This window comes from Rheinheimera sp. EpRS3 (genome assembly GCF_001513785.1).
Taxonomy (GTDB): Bacteria; Pseudomonadota; Gammaproteobacteria; order Enterobacterales; family Alteromonadaceae; genus Alishewanella.
This window is the reverse complement of sequence record NZ_LNQS01000012.1, coordinates 1-23,786: the sequence shown is the minus strand read 5'-3', so window position 1 is coordinate 23,786 and position 23,786 is coordinate 1. Positions and strand designations below refer to the sequence as shown.

At 51.0% G+C, this 23,786-nt stretch carries 18 protein-coding genes; 8 read left to right on the top strand and 10 right to left on the bottom strand.

Features of this window, described 5'->3' with window-relative positions; all coding sequences use genetic code 11:
• Positions 1 to 258 precede the first annotated feature (258 nt).
• From AR688_RS18835 to AR688_RS18820, 4 genes are all read left to right on the top strand, one after another.
• Positions 259 to 2,748, top strand: coding sequence for a S8 family serine peptidase (locus tag AR688_RS18835; protein WP_068237844.1), 2,490 nt, complete (start codon positions 259 to 261; stop codon positions 2,746 to 2,748).
• 124 nt (positions 2,749 to 2,872) lie between these two features.
• The gene (locus AR688_RS18830) at positions 2,873 to 3,781 is read left to right on the top strand and encodes an AAA family ATPase (protein WP_068237841.1); all 909 of its coding nucleotides are present in this window, start codon (positions 2,873 to 2,875) and stop codon (positions 3,779 to 3,781) included.
• Positions 3,769 to 4,749, top strand: coding sequence for a DUF58 domain-containing protein (locus tag AR688_RS18825; RefSeq protein WP_068237838.1), 981 nt, complete (start codon positions 3,769 to 3,771; stop codon positions 4,747 to 4,749). The genes AR688_RS18830 and AR688_RS18825 overlap by 13 nt, the downstream gene beginning before the upstream one ends.
• Positions 4,743 to 6,698 (top strand): transglutaminase family protein, encoded by a 1,956-nt coding sequence (locus tag AR688_RS18820; RefSeq protein WP_068237835.1) that lies wholly within the window; start codon positions 4,743 to 4,745, stop codon positions 6,696 to 6,698. Before AR688_RS18825 ends, AR688_RS18820 begins: the two co-directional genes overlap by 7 nt.
• Here AR688_RS18820 and AR688_RS18815 read toward each other — a convergent pair.
• From AR688_RS18815 to AR688_RS18805, 3 genes are all read right to left on the bottom strand, one after another.
• A complete protein-coding gene (locus tag AR688_RS18815) occupies positions 6,663 to 6,911 on the bottom strand; it encodes a TIGR02647 family protein (RefSeq protein WP_068237832.1) in 249 nt (82 codons plus the stop codon). The two genes, AR688_RS18820 and AR688_RS18815, sit on opposite strands and share 36 nt — an antisense overlap.
• 138 nt (positions 6,912 to 7,049) lie before the next feature.
• The gene (locus AR688_RS18810; RefSeq protein ID WP_068238089.1) at positions 7,050 to 10,328 is read right to left on the bottom strand and encodes a S41 family peptidase; all 3,279 of its coding nucleotides are present in this window, start codon (positions 10,326 to 10,328) and stop codon (positions 7,050 to 7,052) included.
• A 118-nt stretch (positions 10,329 to 10,446) separates the two neighbouring features.
• Positions 10,447 to 11,577 carry a pyridoxal-phosphate-dependent aminotransferase family protein gene (locus tag AR688_RS18805; protein ID WP_068238087.1) on the bottom strand — a complete coding sequence of 377 codons (1,131 nt, stop codon included), beginning with the start codon at positions 11,575 to 11,577 and terminating at the stop codon, positions 10,447 to 10,449.
• Between the two features lie 176 nt (positions 11,578 to 11,753).
• On the opposite strand from AR688_RS18805, the gene AR688_RS18800 reads away from it, so the two are divergent.
• A complete protein-coding gene (locus tag AR688_RS18800; protein ID WP_068237829.1) occupies positions 11,754 to 12,095 on the top strand; it encodes a zinc ribbon domain-containing protein YjdM in 342 nt (113 codons plus the stop codon).
• 66 nt (positions 12,096 to 12,161) lie between these two features.
• On the opposite strand, the gene htpX is transcribed toward AR688_RS18800, so the two are convergent.
• A complete protein-coding gene (gene htpX, locus AR688_RS18795; RefSeq protein WP_068237826.1) occupies positions 12,162 to 13,025 on the bottom strand; it encodes a protease HtpX in 864 nt (287 codons plus the stop codon).
• Positions 13,026 to 13,168: 143 nt separating this feature from the next.
• On the opposite strand from htpX, the gene pepE reads away from it, so the two are divergent.
• Positions 13,169 to 13,870, top strand: coding sequence for a dipeptidase PepE (gene pepE / locus AR688_RS18790; RefSeq protein ID WP_068237823.1), 702 nt, complete (start codon positions 13,169 to 13,171; stop codon positions 13,868 to 13,870).
• A 257-nt stretch (positions 13,871 to 14,127) separates the two neighbouring features.
• On the opposite strand, the gene bioD is transcribed toward pepE, so the two are convergent.
• The 4 genes from bioD to bioB are packed head-to-tail and all read right to left on the bottom strand — an operon-like array spanning position 14,128 to position 17,816.
• A complete protein-coding gene (gene bioD, locus AR688_RS18785; RefSeq protein WP_068237820.1) occupies positions 14,128 to 14,814 on the bottom strand; it encodes a dethiobiotin synthase in 687 nt (228 codons plus the stop codon).
• Complete coding sequence (locus AR688_RS18780; protein ID WP_068237817.1) at positions 14,804 to 15,625, bottom strand: methyltransferase domain-containing protein; 822 nt, start codon at positions 15,623 to 15,625, stop codon at positions 14,804 to 14,806. The genes bioD and AR688_RS18780 overlap by 11 nt, the downstream gene beginning before the upstream one ends.
• Entirely contained in the window at positions 15,622 to 16,773 is a 1,152-nt protein-coding gene (locus tag AR688_RS18775; RefSeq protein ID WP_068237814.1) for an aminotransferase class I/II-fold pyridoxal phosphate-dependent enzyme, read from the bottom strand. The genes AR688_RS18780 and AR688_RS18775 overlap by 4 nt, the downstream gene beginning before the upstream one ends.
• A 2-nt stretch (positions 16,774 to 16,775) precedes the next feature.
• Entirely contained in the window at positions 16,776 to 17,816 is a 1,041-nt protein-coding gene (gene bioB, locus AR688_RS18770) for a biotin synthase BioB (protein ID WP_068237811.1), read from the bottom strand.
• Between the two features lie 106 nt (positions 17,817 to 17,922).
• Here bioB and bioA point away from each other — a divergent pair, with 106 nt between their 5' ends.
• Entirely contained in the window at positions 17,923 to 19,194 is a 1,272-nt protein-coding gene (gene bioA / locus AR688_RS18765) for an adenosylmethionine--8-amino-7-oxononanoate transaminase (RefSeq protein WP_068237809.1), read from the top strand.
• 82 nt (positions 19,195 to 19,276) lie between these two features.
• Here the strand turns inward: bioA and AR688_RS18760 are convergent, their stop codons facing one another.
• A complete protein-coding gene (locus AR688_RS18760; protein WP_068237806.1) occupies positions 19,277 to 19,651 on the bottom strand; it encodes a hypothetical protein in 375 nt (124 codons plus the stop codon).
• Positions 19,652 to 19,752: 101 nt separating this feature from the next.
• Here AR688_RS18760 and asnS point away from each other — a divergent pair, with 101 nt between their 5' ends.
• Positions 19,753 to 21,153, top strand: a complete 1,401-nt coding sequence (asnS, locus tag AR688_RS18755) for an asparagine--tRNA ligase (protein ID WP_068237803.1) — start codon at positions 19,753 to 19,755, stop codon at positions 21,151 to 21,153.
• Positions 21,154 to 21,271: 118 nt separating this feature from the next.
• Here the strand turns inward: asnS and AR688_RS20050 are convergent, their stop codons facing one another.
• The gene (locus AR688_RS20050) at positions 21,272 to 23,371 is read right to left on the bottom strand and encodes an eCIS core domain-containing protein (protein ID WP_156420355.1); all 2,100 of its coding nucleotides are present in this window, start codon (positions 23,369 to 23,371) and stop codon (positions 21,272 to 21,274) included.
• Positions 23,372 to 23,786: the final 415 nt, after the last annotated feature.

Genomic DNA, 23,786 nt, shown 5'->3' with positions numbered 1-23,786 from the left:
GTTAGGCTAAAGCACCACGAAAAAGGCGCAATAGGAATAAAGAGCTATTTTTAAAAACATTTAAAATACAATCAAAAACAAAATAGCCATTAATAAACAGATATATATGAAATATCATTTACAACTACCCCACCTATTAACCTAGTTAATTTGGCTTATTTTTGTATAAATTGTTTAATAGTTGTTGCATTGCGTGCTATTCCTAGTTGGTGCTAAAAATAAGCATATTTTTCACAATTAATTAATCTGGGGACAGTTATGACTAATAAAAAAATGATCGCATTGGCTGTAGCAGCAGCCTTGTTATCAGCAAATGCACTGGCTGACACAACGGTAAATTCAGCAGAAAATGCTGTATTGGTGATGTTTAAACATGGCGTATCCAAACAAGAGCGTGAAACTGTAATTCAACAACATGGCGCCAGCTTGCGTCAGTTGGATGCACAGGGCCGCGATATGAAAATGCGCTATGTTGCAGATGGTCGTATTGTTAAAGTTCAGGTGCCCAAAGGAGTTGACCGTGATCATCTGATCAAAAAACTGGCATCAAACCCGGCCATTGAAGTAGCTGAACCGGATTATCCGTTACACGCCTTGGCAGTGCCAAATGACCCCAGCTTCGGTGATTTATGGGGCCTGCAAAACACAGGTCAAAACGGCGGTACTGCAGGTGCCGATATTAAAGCGGTTGATGCCTGGGATATCTCTACCGGCAGCCATGACATTATTATTGGTGTAATCGACAGCGGTATGGATTACACCCACCCGGATCTTTTAGACAACCGCTGGGTAAACCCGGGTAATCTGCCAGGCAGCACCTATGGTTATTCAACGTTAAATGCTGAGCAAGATCCTATGGACAGCGACAGCCATGGTACTCATGTAGCAGGTACTATCGGTGCATCAGGAAATAATGGCGTTGGCATTACCGGCGTAAACTGGAGTGTAACCTTATTACCTTGTCAGTTTTTGGGGCCTTTAGGTGGTAGCACCGCAGGTGCCATCGAATGTATCGACTATTTTACTGATTTAAAACTGAACCACGGTGTTGATATTAAAGCAACCAACAACTCCTGGGGTGGCGGTGCTTTTTCTGAAACCTTAAGGGCAGCAATTCAATCGGGTGGCGATGCTGGTATTCTGTTTATTGCCGCAGCAGGCAATGACGGCGCTGATGCTGACAGCACGCCAATGTACCCGGCGGCTTATGATCTGGATGTTATTGTATCTGTTGCATCTACCGACAGAAATGACGAGCTATCTATCTTTACCAATGGCGCCTCTAACTATGGTGCCACTTCGGTGGATCTTGGCGCTCCTGGTTCGGCCATATTATCTACCGTTCCTGGTGGCGGCTACGCCAGCTACTCAGGTACTTCTATGGCATCGCCTCACGTGGCAGGCGCAGCAGCATTGTTGTGGTCAGTTAACCCTGAAATCACACCGCTTGAAATGAAAACTATTTTGATGGATTCAGGCGACAGCCTGCCAGCGTTAGACGGTAAAACCGTATCCGGCAAACGGCTGAATCTGTCCAGCGCGATGGTTGAAGCCGATCCTACTCCGTCATTTAAACTGTCTATCAGCCCGCGTACTCAGCAAATTACCGCCGGTGATGCCGCGCAGTACACGCTGGACGTTGGCAATATCGCGGAATGGACAGGCGAAGTAGCCCTGACTGTAGATGTAGAACCTGCATTGGATGGCGTCAGCTTATCTGCCAGCACGGCACAACCAGGTGATACTGTGACGCTGGACGTTGCAACTTCGGCTGATACCGACTGGGGCAGCTATCAGTTCACCGTTACCGGCGTTGACAGCGCGACCGGTGAGCTGGTGAAATCGGTCAATGCCAGCCTGAATATATTACCGCAAGGCTTGCAGGATTACGCTTTTAGCAACAACACTGCTGTGGCTATTCCGGATAATGATGCTGCCGGTATAGAAAGTGTTATCAATGTACCGCAAACCGGCGTTGTATTTGGTGCTGATGTCGGTGTAAACATTACCCATACCTGGCGTGGTGATTTACTAGTTAAACTGCGCTCACCTGAGGGTTCAGAACATACTCTGCATAACCGTACCGGTGGTAGCGAAGATGATTTGGTACAAAGCTGGCAAGTCGACAGCTTTAACGGCGAAAGCATGCAGGGCGACTGGACACTGGTTGTGTCTGATAACGCTGGCCTGGATACCGGCACCCTCAATAGCTGGACACTGACACTGAGCGCCTTGTCTGACGATGATACCCCACCCGGCCCTGTGGCACCGGTAGCTGATTTCAGCTTCGTTGCTTCAGGCTTAACCGTTAACTTTACCGATCTTTCCACCGATGCCGATAACGATATCAGCAGCTGGAGCTGGGATTTTGGTGACGGCAATCAGGCCGATACTGCCAGCCCAAGCCATACCTATGCCAGCAGCGGCAGTTACAGTGTTAGCTTAACCACCACTGATAGCACCGGCCTGAGCAACACCGCAGAGAAAACAGTCACCGTAACCGACAGCATCATTGCACTTACCCTGCAACGCTCTGTGCGCACCCGCACCGGTTCAACCATTGTTGATCTGCGCTGGACAGGTGCATCCGGTGAGGTAGATCTGTTCCGCGATGGTCAGTTGGTAGACACCATTGATAATAGCGGCAGCTACCGTGATCGTTTTAACTCACAGGCCGCCACGGTAACGTACAAGATTTGTCTGGCAGGCACAGACGCTTGTTCGGCAGATTTAACTGTTAACTTCTGATAGTAAAGCTCAGAGTGTTCTACAGGCGGCTTCGGCCGCCTTTTTTATTTGCAGTTCTGCACCGCAGAGGTAGTATGAACCAACGGCATAATGTTATTTCCGCTCACAGCAGTAAGGAGCCACGGTGTTAACTCAGTTGCATAACGTAGAGCAAAGCCTTAATCAGGTGATTCTGGGAAAAAGCAGCCAGATCCGGCTGGCACTATGCTGCCTGCTGGCAGAGGGCCACTTGTTGCTGGAAGATTTACCCGGTATGGGAAAAACCACGCTGGCGCATGCCCTGGCAAACAGCCTTGGCTTGAGTTACCGCCGGGTACAATTTACCAGCGATTTACTGCCCGGTGATTTGGTTGGTATGAATATTTACGATACCCGGTCACAACAATTTCGCTTTCAGGCCGGTCCGGTATTCAGCCAGGTATTACTGGCAGACGAGATAAACCGCGCCAGCCCGAAAACACAAAGCGCATTGCTTGAAGCGATGGAAGAAAAACAAGTGTCAGTAGATGGTGAAACCCGCGCCCTGCCCACGCCGTTTTTTGTTATTGCCACACAAAACCCGTTATTTCATGCCGGTACTTCAGCACTGCCAGAGTCACAGCTGGACCGCTTTATGTTCCGCTTGTCGCTGGGCTTTCCTGATCATCAGGCTGAACATCAGTTATTACAACGCGACAGCAGTACTTCGCGGCTGGAGTTGCTAACCGAGCAACTGAATACCGAGCAACTGCGTGTCTTACAGCAGCAAGTGCCCAAAGTGACGGCATCAGACGCCCTGATAGATTATTTATTGGCACTGGTTAACAGCAGCCGCCATCGCAGCGATATGCTGCCACTTTCCCCCCGGGCGTCAAAAGCTATTTTGCGGGCAGCCAAAGCGTTCGCCCTTATTAACCAGCGCGACTATGTTACCGCTGCAGATGTACAGCAGGTGTTTCCTTATGTGGCTGAACACCGGCTGGCGCCCTCGTCGGATGCCCAGGAAAGCCGGTTAAGCCAGTTGTTGTTATTACAGACGCCATGCCCAATCTGACGTTAAAACAGCGGCTATATCAGCGATACTGGCAACTGCTCAGCCGTTATCTGAATAAGCGCCAACCGGCGGCTGACAAGGTTAGGCTGGTACAAAAGCTGATTTTTATTCTGCCAACCCGCTATGGCTGGTGGTTTGTGCTCTTGATTACGCTGTTATATTTATTGGGCACTAACTATCAAAATAATCTGATCTTATTGTTGTGCTATTTATTGCTGAGTGTGTTTTTGGTCAATATTGTGCTGGCTTACCAGAATATCAGTGGCTTAACACTGCAATGTAAACAAGCGGCAGAGGGCTTTGCCGGTGAAGTAATAACAGCAGTAGTGAACCTTAGCAACGATAAAAAACACCTGATGCTGAACATGAATTTTGTGCAGCCCGATAACACAAAAAACACTGACGCAAGGCAAAACGAAACAGTATTGTTAAGCCAGCCCGCGACAACCGCAACACTAAACCTTAACGGCACCAAGCGCGGTAAATACGCCCTGCCACGTATAAAGATAACCAGCCAGTATCCGTTTGGTTTATGGCGCGCCTGGAGCTATGTCGCACTGGCGCAGCACTATTGGGTCTATCCCACTCCCGATGCAGATAAATCTGTGCTTAACAGCTTATCTAACGATGCCAGCCAGCAAGCGAAAACTGATGCAGGAGAAACACTATCCCCCTACCGTGCCGGCGATAGTGTGCGGCATATGGTGTGGAAACGCCTGGCCCGCGACCCGGCGAATCCGGTTGTCCGGCAACAACATTTTTCTGCTCAGGCAGAGCCCAGCTGGGTAGTTGTGCCGCAGTTATCGGGTGATGCCTTAGAGCGGGCATTGCGTTATGCCTGCCAGCAACTATTGCAACTGGAGCAATCGGGCAGCAGTTACGGGCTTAAACTGCCGGCACTCACACTGCCTCAGGCAAAGGGCCCGCAGCATTTACAACGTTGCCTGCAGGAGCTGGCGCTGTGCTGACACAACAGAAGCTAAAACAAAAAAATTTACTGCTGAGCTGGGCTGCCATTCAGTTTTCATTGTTGCTGCTACTGCAGCAAGCGTTTGCTGGCTGGGTGATTGCCATATTTGCTTTGCTGCTACTGTACCGGTTGCTCAGTGTATTTAAAGCCAAAGCGGCGATTAGCCTCAAACTGGTGAATCTGCTGGCGGGCATTATCGCCATAACATTCTTTTTGCAGCTTCAACAAGCCGGTGTATTGCACTTTATGCTGCAAATTTTGCTGCTGGCAGCCACTGCACGCTTGCTGGCGTTGCAGCATTTGTATGAAGCCCGTCAACTGGTGTGGGTGCATTACTTCCTGATTGCCTGCTGCTTTATTCTGCATCAGGACATGTTGATAGCCGTATTTATTTTGCTGGTATTTGCCGTTAACCTGTACAGCCATTACCGGCTATTTTCGCCCTCTGTCAGCCAGGTAAACTGGTTGCAGACTGGCCGCAGCATACTGATTATTCTGCCATTATGGCTGGCAATGTTTTTACTGTTCCCGCGCCTGCCGCCATTCTGGCAGATCCCTAATGCTAATATTGCCAGTACCGGCCTTAGCGACACTCTGGATCCGGGCAGCATAGAGCAACTGGTACAGGATGACAGCCTGGCATTTCGGGTAGAATTTGACGGTGCCCTACCACCACGGCAGCAGCTGTACTGGCGCGCCAGGCTATACGAAGATTTTGATGGCAGGCGCTGGCAGGTAAATGCACTGCGGAAAAATGCCAGCCGTCAGCGCGCGGCAGACACTACTGCAGATAGCAGCCTGAGTTACCGCATTATTGCTGAGGCCAGCCAGCAAACCGGCTTATTTGCTTTAGCTACACCGGTTACCAGCAGCAGTAACGTTTTTATCAGCCCAAGTGGGCTGTTAAGCAGTAATAAGCCAGTGAGCCAGCGCTTAAGTTATCAGGTAAGCAGCAGCCTTACGCCCGTCGTCTTGGTATCTGAGCAGGAACAACAGCTTAATTTGCGCACCGCGCCAGGTAACCCGCAGACACAGCAATTTGCCTATCAGCTAAAACAGCAGTATCCACAAAGCCATGAGCTGGTGCAGGCTTTGGCTGAGCATTTTCGCCAGCAGGCGTTTTATTACAGCCTTACCCCGCCGCCGCTTGGCAGAAACAGTATTGACGCCTTTTTGTTTGACAGCCGTATCGGCTTTTGCAGCCATTATGCGTCGGCCAGCGCCGTTATTTTACGCCACGCCGGTATTGCTGCGCGGGTGGTTGGTGGCTATCAGGGCGGTAACTGGCACCCGCAGCAAGGTTATCTGGCGGTACGGCAGCGTGAAGCACACGCCTGGGTAGAATATCTGCATAACGGCGTCTGGCAGCCATTCGATCCAACCGCTGCGGTAGCACCAGAGCGTATTTTAAATAGCCTGGATTCAGCCTTACCGGAAGATCAGCGGGCATTACTGGATCCGGGCTGGCGCCAGCTGGCTTTGCTGCAAAATGTGCGGCAACAACTGATGCACCTCGACTATTACTGGTCGGTATGGGTACTGGGGTTTGACGATACCAGCCAGCGCCAGCTGTGGCGCAACCTATACCGCCACCTGCCTGTTATTGGTTATTCAGTAGCAGCATTGTTTGTCCTTGTTATGTTACTACTTCTGTATTTCCGTGTAAGGCAAAACCGCACTGACAACACGCCAGAGGCAACAAAACAGCTGTATCGCTATCTGGGTAAAATGCTGGCAGCGAAACCGCCATCGCTACCTGTTTCGGCATTTTTACTGCAATGCGCTAAGCGCTACCCGGCACACGATATCTACCTTAAACAGTTAACTGAATTGTACGAGCAAGCATTATATAAAGAGGACACTGAGGCACTTAATCAGCTGAAACAACTACTTAAGTGCCATAAAGCAGAGTTAGGCCGGTTGCGGCGCGCCATTAAGAATGCGTAAAGCCGTTTGCAGATGTTCGGCACAATGAATGCCAAGATCGGTCAGATAACCGCCATCTTCCTGCGTGACCAGCCCTTTGTCGTACAGCCGTTTTATTGCCGCCAGCGTATCGGTATCGGCCGATTTGTGAACTTTAATTCCCTCCATGGCACTGTCCAGATTAAACAAGGTTAACACGCGAATTTCAGCATTAAGTTGTGGTGATATTGGCATAGGTGCGTTCCTGCTCTGTTGTTTTACTCACCATAGCTGCCCTTGGCCTAAAAGCAAAGCGCTGATGTGAAATACCGCAGTAAAAAAAGCCCGGTAATCTCACCGGGCTTATACAAAGCTGAATGCAAGCGAAACGCCCTAAGGCAATATATCAGCCGCCAGCGGCGTTGCCATAGGTTGCGCTTTCAGTGGTACCACAGGTTGGCTCTGCAGTCTTTGCTGCAGATAGGCTATAGCCTGCTCTAATTGCGCGTCCCGGCCGTTAAAGCGGGCATAAGGTAAGTTATCCACTTCCTGATCCGGTGTTACGCCATAGCCTTCAATAATCCAGCGTCCATCCATGGCGAACTGAGCGGTTTCTGCCACCCGCGCCATGCCGTTATCCGCCAGCCGGTTACGACCGGATAACCAGACACCGGCACCAGCAGTACGCTTACCAATTAATGGCCCCAACCCCAGCGCTTTAACCCCGGCGGAGAAGGTTTCACCATCTGAGTAGGTCAGTTGGTCAGTTAACACCACCAGGTGGCCACGAAACGCCTGCTGCATATTGGTGTAGGCATCGCCCTGGGTCGGCTGCCAGAATGCCCAGGCCCGGCGCAGCAGTTTTTCAATGATCCAGCTATCAATATTACCGCCACGGTTGCGCCTTACATCAATAATTAAACCGGGTTTATCATAGTGGGCATAAAACTCGCGGGCAAAGTTGGCAATATCATTAGCGCCCATCGCATACAAATGTAAATAACCCAGTTGGTTATCGGTCGCGCCAGCAACCTGCTGCTGATTAGCCGTTACCCAATCCTGATACCGCAACATGCTGTCATGGCTACTGCTAACCGGCTCTACCACTGTTTGCCATTGCTGTTTGCCCCGCTGCAAAGTTAACAACACCTGCTTACCGGCCTGATTACGCAGTGCCTGCGTCAGGCCCGGTAAATCTGTTACCGCCAGGCCGTTAATAGCCATTAGGGTATCACCTACCCTGGCATTAACACCGGGTTTAGCCAGTGGCGCGGCGTGCGCCGGTAATTCGCTATCGCTGCGGTAGATATGGCTAATCACCAGGCCCTCTTTAGCAGCGTTAAATTCTGCCCCCAGGCTGGCGGCTTTCGCTGCTGTTTCATCAGCACGATATTCACCACCGCGCACCTGCGAGTGCAACGCATTAAGCTCGCCCATCATCTGGGCAAAAATATCATCCAGTTCATGCCGGTCTGTAACTCTGGCCAGCAGCGGCTGGTATTTCGCTTTACTGGCGTTCCAATCCAGACCGCGCATGCCTTTATCAAATAAAAAGTCACGATGCATGCGCCAGCCGTCGGCAAACATTTGCTGCCATTCATCTGCCGGGTTAATACTCAGCTGCCAACTGTCAATATTAAGCCGGGTTTTGGCCAGATCAGCAGGCGCTTTATCGCCGGCGTCTACCACATACATAGTGCCGGCGCCCTCGCTGCTGTGCTTACGCATAAACAGCTTTTTGCCATTAGCCGCTAACTGATAATCAGCAATATCGCTGGCAAACACCTCAGCTTTAGCTTCTGTTTGACTGAACTTAATCTGCTTTAATACCGGTTTGCTATCCTGGCCACTGTTGCGATCCAGCAGGTACAGCCGTTTGTCCGCGACGGCCAGTTGCTGATAATTACCGGCCGCTACCGGTACCTGCCACAAGCGGGTATTCAGACCGTCCCAGTCCACCAAAGAGGCTCTTTTACCGCTCAGGCTGGCTTTAGCCGCGTTGTCGTCACAGTTTTCCAGCTCTTGCACCGGCCGAAACGCAAAGCAGGCTTGCTGCTTCAAGCTAACAGCAAACAGCTGGCTGCGCCGGTCAAACATCGGCCCCAGGTTGCGATCACCCCAGGGGTGACCCGGAGTAGCAGTAAATTGCCGATCCGAGACAAAATACAGCCAGAGACCATCGGGGCTGAATGCCGGTGAAAATGAAGTATATTTATCGGAGGTCAGCACCGCACTTTTTTGTTCAGCCAGGCTGTACAACACAACCTGCGGGCGGCTTTGTCTGGAGGAATTAAGCGTAAAAGCCAGCAACTTGCTGTCTGCCGACCAATTAATATCGTCATAACCGGCCAGGCCTACACCGCCGCTGTATACCTTGCTGTTACGGCCACTGCTTAGCTGCAACAGCCACAGATCGCCGTTTTTATCATCGTGCGCCAGATAGTCGCCATCGGGCGATAACGTCAACTGCCAGCGATGGCCGCTGCCATCTTTGGTTAATTGCTGCGCGTTAGCTGAACCGTCGGCAGCGAAGCGCCAAATTTCATTTTCACCACTATGATCGTTAATGGCATAGACCCATTTACCATCTTTAGACAGCACCGCCGCGCGTGAACGGCTGCCGGCCGGTGTACTGATTTGCACCAGCCGTTGTTTACCAGGCATAGCAACCGCTATCTGGCTGCGGGCAGTTACCACCACTTTATCGCTGTTATCGTGCTGCGCCTGATAAATAGCCGAATTAAAATACTGCAATGGTTTGCTGATAATGCGTTCGCGCTGTTGCACTAAATCAGACTGTATCTCAAGCGCTAAAGTACGGCTTTGACCATCGGTCAGTTGTAGCAGCTGTAAATCGGCACCCAGCTGATACACAATGCGCCCGTCTGACACACTGATCCGGCCAATGCGCCAGTCCTGATGAAAACTGTGCTGCTTAAAATCACCGCCTGAAGCGGCAACCGACCAGATATTACTGTTACCGTCGGCATCACTGACAAAGTACACCCGGCCCTGATAAAACAGCGGCTGGCTGATACTACCGTTGTGGCCTTTGCTTAGCAGTACGGCTTCATCTTTACTGCCCAAGGTCCAGCGCCATAGCTCACCCATGGCACCACCGCGGTATACCTTGCTATTGTCGCCGGTAAGCTGCAAACCAAAGCGGGTAAAAAACACGGTACCGCCCTGTTCATCGATCGTGCCGCCGGAGGCATCAGCCAGCGGTAAGGTTTCAGTGACTAAACTTAGCGGATCAACCGTTTTCAGCAGCCAGTAATTGGCCGGGCCGGCCGCGCTGTCGGTGGCATATAAAATACGGCCATCGGCTAGCCATTGCTGAATACGCACCCGGCTGTTTTCATAGCTGATACGTTTGGCTACGCCACCGGCTAACGGCATCAGGTAAATCTCTGTCGCGCCGTCATAATCGGCAACAAAGGCCAACTGGCTACCATCTGGCGATAACAGCGGCTGGCTTTCTTCTGCAGCATGGCTGGTAATACGTCGGGCTTGTTCGCTGTTTAGCGAGCCCTGCCATAAGTCGCCTTCAGCGGTAAACACCAGTTGCTCCTGCTGCAAAACCGGTGAGCGGTAATAACCCTGTACTGCCAATGCAGGCAAAGACAATAAACCTGGCAAAGCCAGGCTTAATAAGGTGTAACGTAGTTTCATTGTGGCCCCGTAGCTATTTGGTGTAGTTATGTTGCTGTTGTGCTTCAACTTAGCAGAAGCGGCAAAACGCGCCAAACAAAAACGACCAAACACCCACAAGGCATGATTAGCCAATAAACTACCGCAGAACATCCTCTAACGCTTTGATACACAGCGCGATATTCTCACGTCTGGCGGCATAACCCATCAGGCCAATGCGCCAGGCTTTCCCCGCCAAATCGCCCAGGCCGGCGCCTATTTCCAGGTTGTATTGCGCCAGTAACTGTTTGCGCACAGCAGCATCATCCACGCCCTGCGGAATATACACACTGTTCAGCTGCGGTAAGCGGTATGGCTCGGCTACCACAAACTTCAGCCCCAAATTGGTTAAACCTTGTTTTAACAGCTCATGCATTTGTTTGTGACGCTGCCAGCTTTGCTCAAGCCCTTCAGCGGCCAGCAAGCGCAGCGATTCATGCAAGGCATACAGGGCGTTAACCGGGGCCGTGTGGTGATAGCTGCGCTTGGCACCGCCGCTCCAGTAGCTCATTACCAGGCTTTGATCTAAAAACCAGCTTTGAACCGGCCGCGTGCGCGCTTTAATCCGAGCCACTGCTTTGGCGGAAAATGACACCGGCGATAAACCGGGCACACAGGATAAACACTTCTGACTGCCGGAATAAATGGCATCTATGCCCCAGTCATCTACCCGCAGCTCAACGCCGCCTAATGAAGTCACCGCATCAACAATAGATAAACAGTCGTATTGCTGTGCCAGCGCACACAGGGTTTTCGCATCCGACAAGGCGCCGGTTGAGGTTTCAGCATGCACAAAGGCCAGATACTTCGCCTGCGGGTTAGCTTTTAATGCCGCTTCCACTGCCGCCGGATCTACCGGCTCGCCCCAGGCATTGTCTACCGTAATAGCGGTAGCACCGCAGCGTTCGACATTCTGGCGCATGCGCTCGCCAAATACGCCGTTTCGGCACACGATTACCGTATCACCGGGCTCTAACAGATTAACAAAGCAGGTTTCCATACCGGCACTGCCGGGCGCTGATACTGCCAGTGTCATGTCGTTTTTGGTTTGAAAGGCATACTGCAGCAGCTGTTTTAACTCATCCATCATGCCGATAAACAGCGGGTCTAAATGGCCAACTGTTGGCCGGGCCTGGGCTGCCAACACCTGAGGGTGCACATCAGATGGCCCCGGCCCCATTAAAATTCGGCGTGGGGGTAAAAAAGCGTCTATTTTCGGTGCCGCTAACATAGCCTGTTGCATAGTAACTCCGTACAGTTATTTTTGCTTACCATAGCAAAACCACTGTCCAATGCCAGCGTGGTTCGGCTATTGCCGCTATTCAAAGGATTAATAGTGCCACCGCCGCGCCGGCCTGAGGTATAATGCGCGTTTTTGCGCTTAAGCGCCGTTTCAGGAACCCTGCTATGAGTACCTTACCCGCCTGCCCTACATGCCAGTCTGCTTACACCTATGAAGATGGCGCCCTGTTAATTTGTCCGCAGTGCGGCCATGAATGGTCGGCCAATGCGGTCGACATCACAGACAGCAAACAAATTCGCGATAGCGCCGGCAATGTGCTGCAAGATGGCGATAGCGTAACGGTGATTAAAGATTTAAAAGTAAAAGGTTCATCGTCAGTGGTAAAAATTGGCACCAAGGTGAAAAACATCCGTTTGGTGGATGGCGATCATGATATCGACTGCAAAATTGATGGCTTTGGCGCCATGAGCTTAAAGTCAGAATTTGTGCGTAAGGTACAAGACTAAAAAAGTGCAAGACCAGCATAACAAAAACGGGGCATTGAGCCCCGTTTTGTTTTTACCTGCTACAGATTAAAAACGTCCGCGCAGTGCCGCAATACGTTTCTCCAGCGGCGGGTGGCTTAAAAATAGCTCAGATTTCGCCGCACCACCGGCAATACCAAAGGCCATCATACTGCCTTCCAGCCGGCTTTCATGGTTATGCTTTAACCGCTCTAGTGCAGCGATCATTTTATTCGGTCCGCCTTCCAGCTTGGCCGCACCGGCATCGGCACGGTATTCGCGTTGACGCGAGAACCACATCACGATAATACTGGCCAGTACACCAAATACCATTTCCAGCACGATAACAGTGGCAAAATAAGCTAAACCACCACCCTGATTATTATTGCCGTTATTGTTCAGCATACCGGCAACCAAACGGGCAAGGAAAATAACAAAGGTGTTTACCACGCCCTGAATAAGCGTTAGCGTCACCATATCGCCGTTAGCAATGTGCGACACTTCGTGCGCCAGCACCGCTTCCACTTCATCTTCGCGCATATTGCGCAGCAAACCGGTGCTTAATGCAACTAAGGCGTTGTTACGGTTCATGCCGGTAGCAAAGGCATTCATTTCCGGCGAGTCGTACACGGCCACTTCCGGCATACCAATACCGGCGGCTTTGGCCTGGCGTGCTACGGTGGTCATTAACCATTGTTCAGTGGCATTGCGTGGCTGCTCAATTACCACTGCGCCGGTAGAACGTTTTGCCATCCATTTTGAAATGGCCAGAGAGATAAAAGAGCCGCCAAAACCAAATACAGCGGCGAATACTAATAAGCCGCCAATGCTGCTGCGATCAACACCAAGGAAACTGAATACGATATTGAGCACTACGCTCAGCACCAAAATAACCGCCAGGTTAGTGGCTAAAAATAAAACGATACGCTTCATACTGCATTCCTCAATTGGTTTACTGCACTGTACTATATGGGCTTAGAGGCCGTTTTCAATTTAATCTCAGCGGATTATTTGTAAGAAAAGGTGTCTGCCGTAGTGCTTTTGACTACAATGGCAGCAACATGAAGGAGTTAGCCATGCAATTATTACTACTGAGCAGTTCACGCGCGCATAACAGCGCTTATCTGGCGCCTTATATGGCGTGGCTCACGTCGCATTTACAGGGTGTGGATGAACTGCTGTTTATTCCTTACGCCGGCGTCAGCATTAACTATGACGACTACCAGGCCACAGTGCAGCAGGCACTGGCCCCTTTGGGCATTAAGGTGCGCAGTATTCATCAGTTTGCCGACGCCCGCCAGGCTGTGACGCAAGCCCAGGCTATTGCTGTTGGCGGCGGCAACACCTTTCATCTGCTTTATCAGCTATATCAACAGGATATAGTGCAATTAATCCGGGAACGCGTAACCGAGGATGTACCCTATATCGGCTGGAGTGCCGGCTCAAATATCGCTGGCGAAACTATTCGCACCACTAACGATATGCCGATTATTGAACCGGCTTCGTTTAATGCGCTAAACCTGTTACCACTGCAATTAAACCCGCATTACACCGACTATAAACCGGAAGGTTTTCACGGTGAAACCCGCGATATGCGCTTAGCAGAGTTTATGCAGCTGCATCCGGCTACACCGATTATTGCCCTGCCCGAAGGTACGGCACTAAAACGCAGTGGCAACAGCCTGACCTTGCTCGGTACAGGCGGCGGTTATCTGTTTGTCGGCGGTAATAAAACGCCACTGGCAGAAAACAGCGATTTAGCTGATATGTTGGGATAACGCAGCGGTATTGGACACGGACAACCGGTTTGCCCACACCAACACGCCGTAAATACGTCCTTGTAGGCTCGATTCAGGCATCCATGCCTTCAACGGTTGGTTTAGGGCAAACCTAATGTCCTGAGTTAACTGTCACCGGCGCCGGTTACAACACCCGATAAGCTCGCCACAGCAACTCGCTACCGCTTGCGCGTCCGCTCAGACACTCTGTGTCGACTGATCGGGTATTCTAACCTCTGAGGCTCGGCAGCCATGTTTTAACCTTGAATTTTTAACACCTTGCCAGCCAGCTCTTGCGCCAACTGCTGATACTGCGCCTGGTCCGGCGCAAAAGGTACAACCCCCAAACAAGGCACAGTGATACGCTGGCGTAAATCAGCAATATTTTGCTCCAGTAGCGCCATATCCGGGTCAATACAATTCGCTACCCAGCCCAATAGCTTGCAGCCACTGCGCTCAATTTCACGCACCGTTAGCATGGCATGGTTTAAACAACCCAGTTTCATCCCTACTATCAAGATCACCGGTAACTGCTTATCGGCTACCCAGTCGGCCAGATAACGCTGATTGCTTATCGGCAATAACCAACCGCCAGCGCCTTCAATTAATAATTGCTGTACCGGTAATTGCTGCCATTGTGCCAAGGCAGTATCTAACTGAACTTCGTCAACCGGCCGTTGCTCGTTAGCGGCAGCCAGATGCGGTGCCACCGGCGCCTGATAACAGATTGGATTGATCACCTTATAAGGTAACGCGATACCAGAATGTTGCTGCAACAGTAACGCGTCACCATTGCGACCTTGGCCGTCAGCCCCCGCCGCTATTGGCTTTACGCCAAGCGCGGCTGTACCCAACGCTTTAAAGCCCTGCAACAGCAGGCTGCTGACATAGGTCTTGCCGGCGTCGGTATCAGTAGCGGTAATAAAGCAGCTATTAATTGGCATTTTTATAGCCGGTAATAATCAATACCTGATAACTGGCCGGTAAACCCAGGGCGGTGCGGTTAAGATCATAAGCAGCAGCCAGCTGTTGCCAATAGCCCTTACCGGTTAAACCGCGGCTTTGTCGGCCGGCAACCTGATTGGCACCCAGCGCTTTTAGCTCGCGCGCCAGGCTGATAACGTCCGGATAAAACAGCGGGTAACAACGTTGTTCAAACTGCCAGCGAATGCTGCTAACCGGTTCTGCGGCAGCGATTACCTCGGCAGCAGGCAAAAAGCGGTTTACATGCTGCTGTTGATCCAGGCTGGCAAATGCCTGCTTCAGCTCTGCCAGAGTGCCATCAACCAACGTCGTCAATACCACCCGGCCACCGGGCGCGAGTACGCGGTCTATTTCAGCAAATACCGCCGCCGGTTTGGCGCACCACTGCAGCATTAAGCTGGAAAACAGCTTATCAACGCTGCGCGCTGCCAGTGGCAACTGCTGCGCATCGGCTTGCACATAGTTTGTAGCTAAGGGTGTAGCTAAATGCGCGGGCAACCGTTGGCTTGCGGCTTTAGCCAGCATACCGGCGCTTAAATCGGCTGCGGTAAAATGACTGCAATAGCTGGCAAAGCGCGGGTGGATCCAGCCCGGGCCACAGCCCAAATCGAGCAAATGGCCTTGCTTATCGGCCGGCAACAGAGACAGCGCATCCAGTGCCACCTGTTGCTGCAGCCGCGCTGCCGGTAAATAACTGTCACAGGCCTTACCAAAACTCTGTGCCACCTGGCGGATAAAACTCTCTGCGGTTGCAGCGCTAACTGCTGTCATAGCACCTGCCTTAATTTTTGCAGCAACAGTGTAATATCTTCTGCCGTATGCGACGCACTTAGCGTAATACGTAAACGGGCACTGCCCTGCGGTACGGTTGGCGGGCGGATGGCACTAAGCCATATACCCTGTTGTTTTAATTGCTCACTGACAGCCAAAGCACGCTCGCTGCTACCCAGCACCACTCCCTGAATGGCGCTGTGCGAATTAAGCAGTGGCAGATCCTCTGCCAAAGTGCGAAACAAGGCGATGTTGCTGTGTAGTTTGTCGCGCCGCCAGTTATCGGCACGGCACAGCTCAATGCTTTTTAGTACGGCAGCACACAGTGGCGGCGGCAAAGCCGTGCTGTAAATATAATGCCGGCCAAACTGCTCGATATAATCGATCACGATTTTACTGCCGCCAATAAAAGCGCCGCTGGTACCCAATGCCTTACCAAAGTTGGCCATAGCACAAAACAGCTCACTTTGCTTAATGCCCTGCGCCGCAGCAGTGCCTCTGCCCTGTGGCCCCAACACCCCCAAACCGTGGGCATCATCCAGCAGCAGCGGTGCGTCATAATTGCGGCACAGCGCCAACATGGCAGTTAAGTCGGGGCTGTCGCCATCCATACTGAATACGCCCTCTGTTACCACCATCGGCTGGCTTACCTGGCTAAGCAGGTTTTGCAAGGCAGCAACATCGTTGTGGGCAAAGCGCTTTAAGCTGGCATCACTGTGCAGTGCGGCATCAATTAATGAAGCGTGGCTAAGTTTATCCAGTACCAGGGTGTCGGCTTTACTGCTGAGTGTCAGCAGCATGGCCTGGTTGGCGGCAAAACCGGAGGAGAACAGCAATACCCGCTCTACGCCCAGCCAATCAGCTAAGCTGTCGCTCAGCTGCTGATGCACCGCATGCTGGCCGGTAACCAGTGGCGAGCCGCTGCTGCCTGCGCCAAACTGTGCCGCGCCATCGGCATACGCCTGCAACACCGGCGGTGCGGTTGCCAGACCCAGATAGTCATTGCCGGAAAAATTAAGGTAACTTTTGCCGGCAATAACCAGCAAGCGGCCGTCGTAGCGTTCAAGTGTTACCGGTGCGCGCAGCAGTTGTTGTGCTCTGCGCAGTTCAAGCGCCTGGCTTAACTGCGCCAGCTTAGCCTGTGGCATCTTTACTGCGCCGCGTGAAACAGCGGAGGGTTAACCTGCTCTTTTATCGCATCGGCCAGTGCCAGCTCATGCGCTTCGTCAGACACATCATGGCGCTGCTCCGGCTGAATACCCAGCTTGGCAAACAACAGCATGTCGGCATCGGCTTCCGGGTTGTCGGTAGTCAGCAGTTTATCGCCGTAAAAAATAGAGTTAGCCCCGGCGAAGAAACACAACGCCTGCATTTGCTCGTTCATGCGTGAGCGGCCGGCCGATAACCGTACATGGCTTTGCGGCAACATAATGCGAGCTACTGCTATGGTGCGGATAAACTCAAAAGCATCTAAATCGTCAACGTTTTCCAGTGGCGTACCGGCTACCTTTACCAACATATTGATCGGCACGCTTTGTGGGTGCTCCGGCAAATTAGCCAGTTGCATTAACAGTGCTGAGCGGTCGTTGGCGCTCTCGCCCATGCCCAAAATACCGCCGCAGCATACTTTCATACCGGCATCACGCACATGGCTTAGCGTGTCTAAACGGTCCTGATAAGTGCGGGTGGTAATAATTTCGCCGTAAAATTCCGGCGAGGTATCCAGGTTGTGGTTGTAGTAATCCAGCCCGGCCCCGGCCAGGGTTTGCGCCTGTTCACCGGTTAACATGCCCAGTGTCATACAGGTTTCCAGCCCCATGGCTTTAACACCCTGCACCATTTCAATAATATACGGCATATCGCGCTGTTTCGGGTTGGTCCAGGCGGCCCCCATACAAAAGCGGCTGGCGCCTTTGTCTTTGGCAGCTTTGGCCTGGGTTAATACCTTTTCTACTTCCAGCAGGCGCTCGCGCTCCAGCCCGGTATTGTAGTGGCCACTTTGCGGGCAATATTTGCAATCTTCCGCACAGGCCCCGGTTTTAATCGACAACAAGGTACTTACCTGCACTTCATTCGGTTTAAAGTGCTGGCGGTGCACGGTTTGCGCCTGAAACAATAAGTCGTTAAACGGCAGCGCATAAAGTGCATTGACCTGCGCGAGGGTCCAGTCGTGGCGGACAACAGCCTGCATAAAAATCCCTGTTTAAATTGAGGTTAAAGGTGTTTTCGGCTAGTCTAACCGCCACCTTGGCGTTGTCAACGCTGACCAGAATTAAAACTTTACTGCAGGTTAAATAATGAGCATCGATTTAGCTTTTGATCGCACGCATATCTGGCACCCCTACACCTCCATGCAAAACCCGTTACCGGTGTATCCGGTGGTGGCTGCACAAGGCTGTGAGCTGGTGCTGGAAAATGGTCAACGCTTAATTGATGGCACAGCATCCTGGTGGTCGGCGGTGCATGGTTATAACCACCCCGCCCTTAACGCTGCGGTTACCGCGCAATTGGGCAAAATGGCGCATGTAATGTTTGGCGGTATTACCCACCAGCCGGCAGTTGAGCTATGTAAGCAACTGTTGAGTATGGTGCCGCAAAATTTAACCAAGGTATTTTTGGCCGACAGCGGCTCTATCGCGGTAGAAGTGGCGATTAAAATGGCATTGCAGTACTGGCTGGCCAGTGAGACACCGCAAAAACAAAAGTTAATCAGCCTGCGTAAGGGTTATCATGGCGATACTTTTGCCGCCATGGCGGTATGCGATCCGGTCGATGGTATGCACGATATGTTCGCTGCCTTGCTACCACAGCATTATTTTTTACCGGCACCGCAAAGCCGGTTTGATGGCGACTTTTTACAAAGCGATATTACCCCGCTGCAGCAACTGCTGGCAGAAAACCACAGCGAAATTGCCGCGCTGATTTTAGAACCTATAGTGCAGGGTTATGGCGGTATGCGCTTTTATCATCCGGAGTTTTTGCGCCACGCCAGAGCCTTATGTGACAAATATAAAGTGCTGTTAATTGCCGATGAAATTGCCACCGGCTTTGGCCGCAGCGGCAAGTTGTTTGCCTGTGAACATGCTGATATTCAGCCAGATATTATGTGTGTGGGTAAGGCACTCAGCGGTGGTTATATCACGCTGGCGGCCACACTGTGCACTGATGAAGTGGCGCGCGGTATCAGCTTAAGCCAGGCTGGTGGTTTAATGCACGGCCCTACTTTTATGGCCAACCCGCTGGCCTGTGCTGTCGCCAATGCCAGCTTAGCGCTGATTGCACAAGGCGACTGGCAACAGCAGGTAGCTGCGATTGAAGCACAATTACAGCAGGAACTGGCCGCTTGCCGCCAATCGCCGTTAGTAAAAGATGTGCGCGTGCTGGGGGCTATAGGTGTGTTGGAAATGCATAACAAGGTCGATGTGGGTGCACTGCAGCAGCAGTTTGTTGAGTTAGGCGTATGGATCCGGCCGTTTAATAACCTGATTTACGTAATGCCGCCGTTTATTATCAGCAGCAAGCAGCTGGGCAAACTTACCTCAGCCATGCGCAAGGTAACCGGAGTATAAAGCAGCCAATACTTATACCTTAAAACTTATACCTCAAAACTAATACCTTAAAACTCACAACTTAAAACTCACAACTCAAAGCTTAGACCTGCCAATAGAGGTACAGCAGCAAGCCAATGCTGCTAAGCAGCAATATAATGATATTAAAATGCAGGTGATCGCCACGGCGGCGCAAACGCAGCCGGTTAAGGATTAAACTCAAACCGCTGAAAAAAGCCACCGCCCACAGCAGATACTGCAGATAAACAGTTAACCTGGGGTGCCAGTCGCTACGGATCTCAATGCCCCAATAGCGCACCAGCCCGGTATCCAGCTCCGGGCTGGCATAATGTGCTACCACCAAACCGGCAATAAACAATAGCCAACCTATTATTGCCAGCCAGCCAAAAGCCCGGCACAGTATATCCGGCCCCTGGCGCCGCTCATATTTTTCTGGCTTTTCCTGCTCTGTAATCAATTTTAAAGTCCTGATAACTTTTACTTGTGTTGTGCGTTTGGCTCAGTATCATTACAGGCTTTACGCAGTTTGCTAAGTTTACACCCTCTGGAGTTTGTTGCATGAAGCACGCCGTTATTAAAGATGTTTTAGCTGGTCGCTATGCCGTTGGTGAGTCTATCACCGTTAAAGGCTGGATCCGCACCCGCCGCGATTCAAAAGCAGGTATTTCCTTTTTAGCTATTCATGATGGCAGCTGTTTTGATGCGGTACAGGCCGTAGCCCCTGCAGACTTAGCCAATTATGAAGCTGAAGTAAAACGCCTGACAACGTCATGCTCTGTAGCCGTTACCGGCACTGTGGCACGTTCTGAAGGCCAGGGCCAGGCATTTGAACTGCAAGCCACTGCGGTTGAAGTATTAGGCTGGGTAGAAAACCCGGACACTTATCCAATGGCACCGAAACGCCACAGCATGGAATACCTGCGTGAACACGCCCACCTGCGCGCCCGTACCAATATTATGGGTGCCGTTACCCGTGTGCGGCATTGTTTAGCCCAGGCGGTACACCGCTTTTTCCATGAGCAAGGCTATTACTGGATCAGCACGCCTATTATTACCGGCTCAGACGCTGAAGGCGCCGGTGAGATGTTCCGCATCAGTACGCTGGATCTGGAAAACCTGCCACGTACTGACAAAGGCAATATTGATTACAGCAAAGATTTCTTCGGTAAAGAAACCTTCTTAACCGTATCCGGCCAGTTAAACGGCGAAACCTATGCCTGTGCCATGTCAAAAATTTACACCTTTGGCCCTACTTTCCGTGCCGAGAACTCCAACACCAGCCGCCATTTAGCGGAGTTTTGGATGATTGAACCAGAAGTAGCCTTTGCTGAATTAAAAGACATCGCCCAGCTGGCAGAAGATATGCTGAAGTACGTGTGTAAAGCCGTGCTTACCGAGCGCGCCGATGATATGGCATTTTTTGCCGAGCGTATCGACCCAACCGCCGTAACCCGTTTACAACAGTTAGTTGATTCGTCGTTTGTGCGGATGGATTACACCGACGCTATCGAAATCTTAAAAACCTGCGGTAAGAAATTCGAATACCCTGTGGAATGGGGTGTCGATTTGCAATCTGAGCACGAGCGCTATCTGGCTGAAGAGCACATCGGCGCACCGATCATTATGCAAAACTACCCGAAAGACATTAAAGCCTTTTATATGCGCTTAAATGCCGACGGCAAAACAGTAGCGGCAATGGACGTATTGGCGCCCGGTATCGGTGAAATTATCGGTGGCAGCCAGCGTGAAGAGCGCCTGGAGGAGTTTGATAAGCGTTTGGCTGAAATGGGTCTGGATAAAGAAGACTACAGCTGGTACCGCGACCTGCGCCGTTACGGCACAGTGCCACACGCCGGCTTTGGTTTAGGCTTTGAGCGTTTAGTGTCATACGTTACCGGTGTAGGTAACGTGCGCGACGTTATCGCCTTCCCGCGTACACCGGGCAACGCTGAGTTTTAATAACTCAATGCACAACATGCAAAAAAAGGCGCTTTAAACAGCGCCTTTTTTATTGTCACGTGGTCTATTTTAGCTCACACATTTTGACTTGCATACGCTATTCGATGCACTAACGAGCTCAATCCCCTAAATATCGGATATTGAGCCGGGAAGGTTTGTTGGATGGAACCGTGCCGGTATTGGAATCCGTCAACAATTTTGTGTCATCAACGTCCGCTCTGCTCCTTATGACCAAATGCCATTTCAGGCCAGTCGGGATCAGGGCGTCCTCAAGCGACCATAAATAGGCATTCCGCAGCAGTTTTTGTGAGATGTCCCCTGCATTGGTGTTTCTATAATTCAAGTCCGTCTCCAGTTCCACGGCGCGGACGGCATCCAGAATGATGTTGAAATTATCTGATTTGGTGTGAAGGAACGTCAGCAGGTCTAAAACCGTTGGTTCCTTATTAGTGACTTCGGATTTGTAAGAACTGATCCAGCTCGGCCAATTGTCACCGACGAAGCGCAAGTTTTGGGTTCCCTCCCGGCTTGACGGCGGAAGTGCTGCCACGTAATACTCGACCTTGACGATTTGGCCGATGAACGGATCGCGGTACCTCTCCTTTTGCATCTTTTCTATATTCGACTTGGCCGCAGCCTCGACCGTAAACAGATGCAACCAGTTGGAATGTGTGGCCGGTTCTTCGGTATTGTGTCCTCCGATCGGTACCAGATTATAAAGCTGACCAGGTCCGCCTATATGGTCATTCAGAAGATGTCCCTTAATGTAGAACTTTGTGTTGCCAGACCAATCCACGCCGCGGTCGGTGTGGATCTGTTCGTAGGGTGTGCTGATCCCCTCGGGCGTCGACCCTTTCTGGTATGTTGTGTTGGGCTGATAGGCGCCCGATACGAACGTACCCGCACCATTCGATGTAGTGCCCCCCCAGACGGGTATTAACGGAATCGGCGTCATCGAGGCCGTGTCCCTGCCGAGATATTTCTTTTCGAGCCATACCACCTCTGCCCAAACCGAATGCACTAGGTCTTGAATGACTTTCGGCTGCTGCAGTACGCTTTCCTTCGGATTGACCTTCTCGCCATGCATCCGATCAGCGAATTCCGCGGAATTGTCCAATTCGTAGGCCGGCAGCAAGGTTTTGTGCCGCGCGGTTGTAGCGACGTAGTTGAATTTTTCCAGATGGACCGGATCCATCCTGACTTGGTTTTTTAGTAGGTCTATCCGGGCTCTTGCTTTCTCGATTTGCCCATCGATGAACATGGACCAGTTCATGTTATGCTTTTCCGTTTTATTTAGAAACTCGGCATATCCAGCTAAATCATATCCGGTTTTTCCAAAATGAAAGTCGTTGCTAAATTTCTCTTTGGCGAACTTCACAATTCGATCTAAATTGAAATATTTAGCTTTAGGGGCTTCGTATTCATTTTCATCTGAGGCAAGATCGTAAATGTATTGAACGAAGATCTTATTTGGAATATTGGTGATCGTAGCACTACCCATTAATTCATCAACGGTGTAATACTCACCCTGTTTCTTTACGAATTTGCCCTGAAGAACGCTGTCCTGAGTGCGTAATGATAGCGAGTTTAATCCGCCTTCATTTGCGACAGATTTCCCCTGGAGGACAGGAAATCTGTTAGGGCTCTTTTTGGGGGCTGCTTTCTCGCCCATTAAGTCGGCTTCACGCTCTAAAGCGGGGTCGTCATTAATCGACACCCCTTGGTTTGCACCGTGGGCTGCACTCGCTCCTGTGGACTTCACCCGTCCCTGCTTCTGTTGCACCACATGCCAAGCTTCATGAGGGAGGTGTTTTTCCTGCCCAAGCCCTAAATGAATATCCAATCCCTGTGCATAAGCGTGCGCTTGCAGTTGAGCAGGTTTGGGTGAGTTATGATGGACTTTTACATCATCCAAAGACATTCCAGATAGGTTTTCCATGCCTGTTCTTAGATTATCAGGCAAACCCGTGTTGGTTTCTTGTTTTTGCATGTGCTGCTGTGGTTGAACAGAATGATTGTTCGCCATCGCCTGTAAGTGAGCCGTTTGCTTAGCTTGTGGATTGTCATTTGCTATCTCTTGCAGTTTTCGTTGTGCAAAGGCTTCAGGTCGATTGTCCACAAACTGACAAGTAAACTCACCACTGCTTTGCTTTTGAAAAGCTACATTTGCAGCAGATTGGGTCTTATTTTGTTGAGTTATGACAGCATGAGTATTCATTTTCGAAATTCTTTGTCCATCGCTTGAAAATCGAGTGTGAGTGCGCGCATAGACATAATGACTCCCCCACGAGGTGCTGACTTCCGGAAGGTCAGCATGATTAACAATAGCATAACTTTTAAAAGGTCAGATACGCACAATGGACTTCTTTGAAATGGCTTACATTGGTGACAGTCCTGAGGCTCCACAGGTCAGCCTTAGCCGTCTTATAGTGCTTATAACTGGATCATCATGGCTGACGCTCAAATAAAGATTGGGTAGCCCGTAGCAACAAGTTAACCGATGAATGCCTGCTGCCCATGCTGCCAGCAAGGGCAGCAGGCACTCTTGAGCATGAGTTTAGGGGAAGTCCACACAGTACCACACGCCGGCTTTGGTTTAGGCTTTGAGCGTTTAGTGTCATACGTTACCGGTG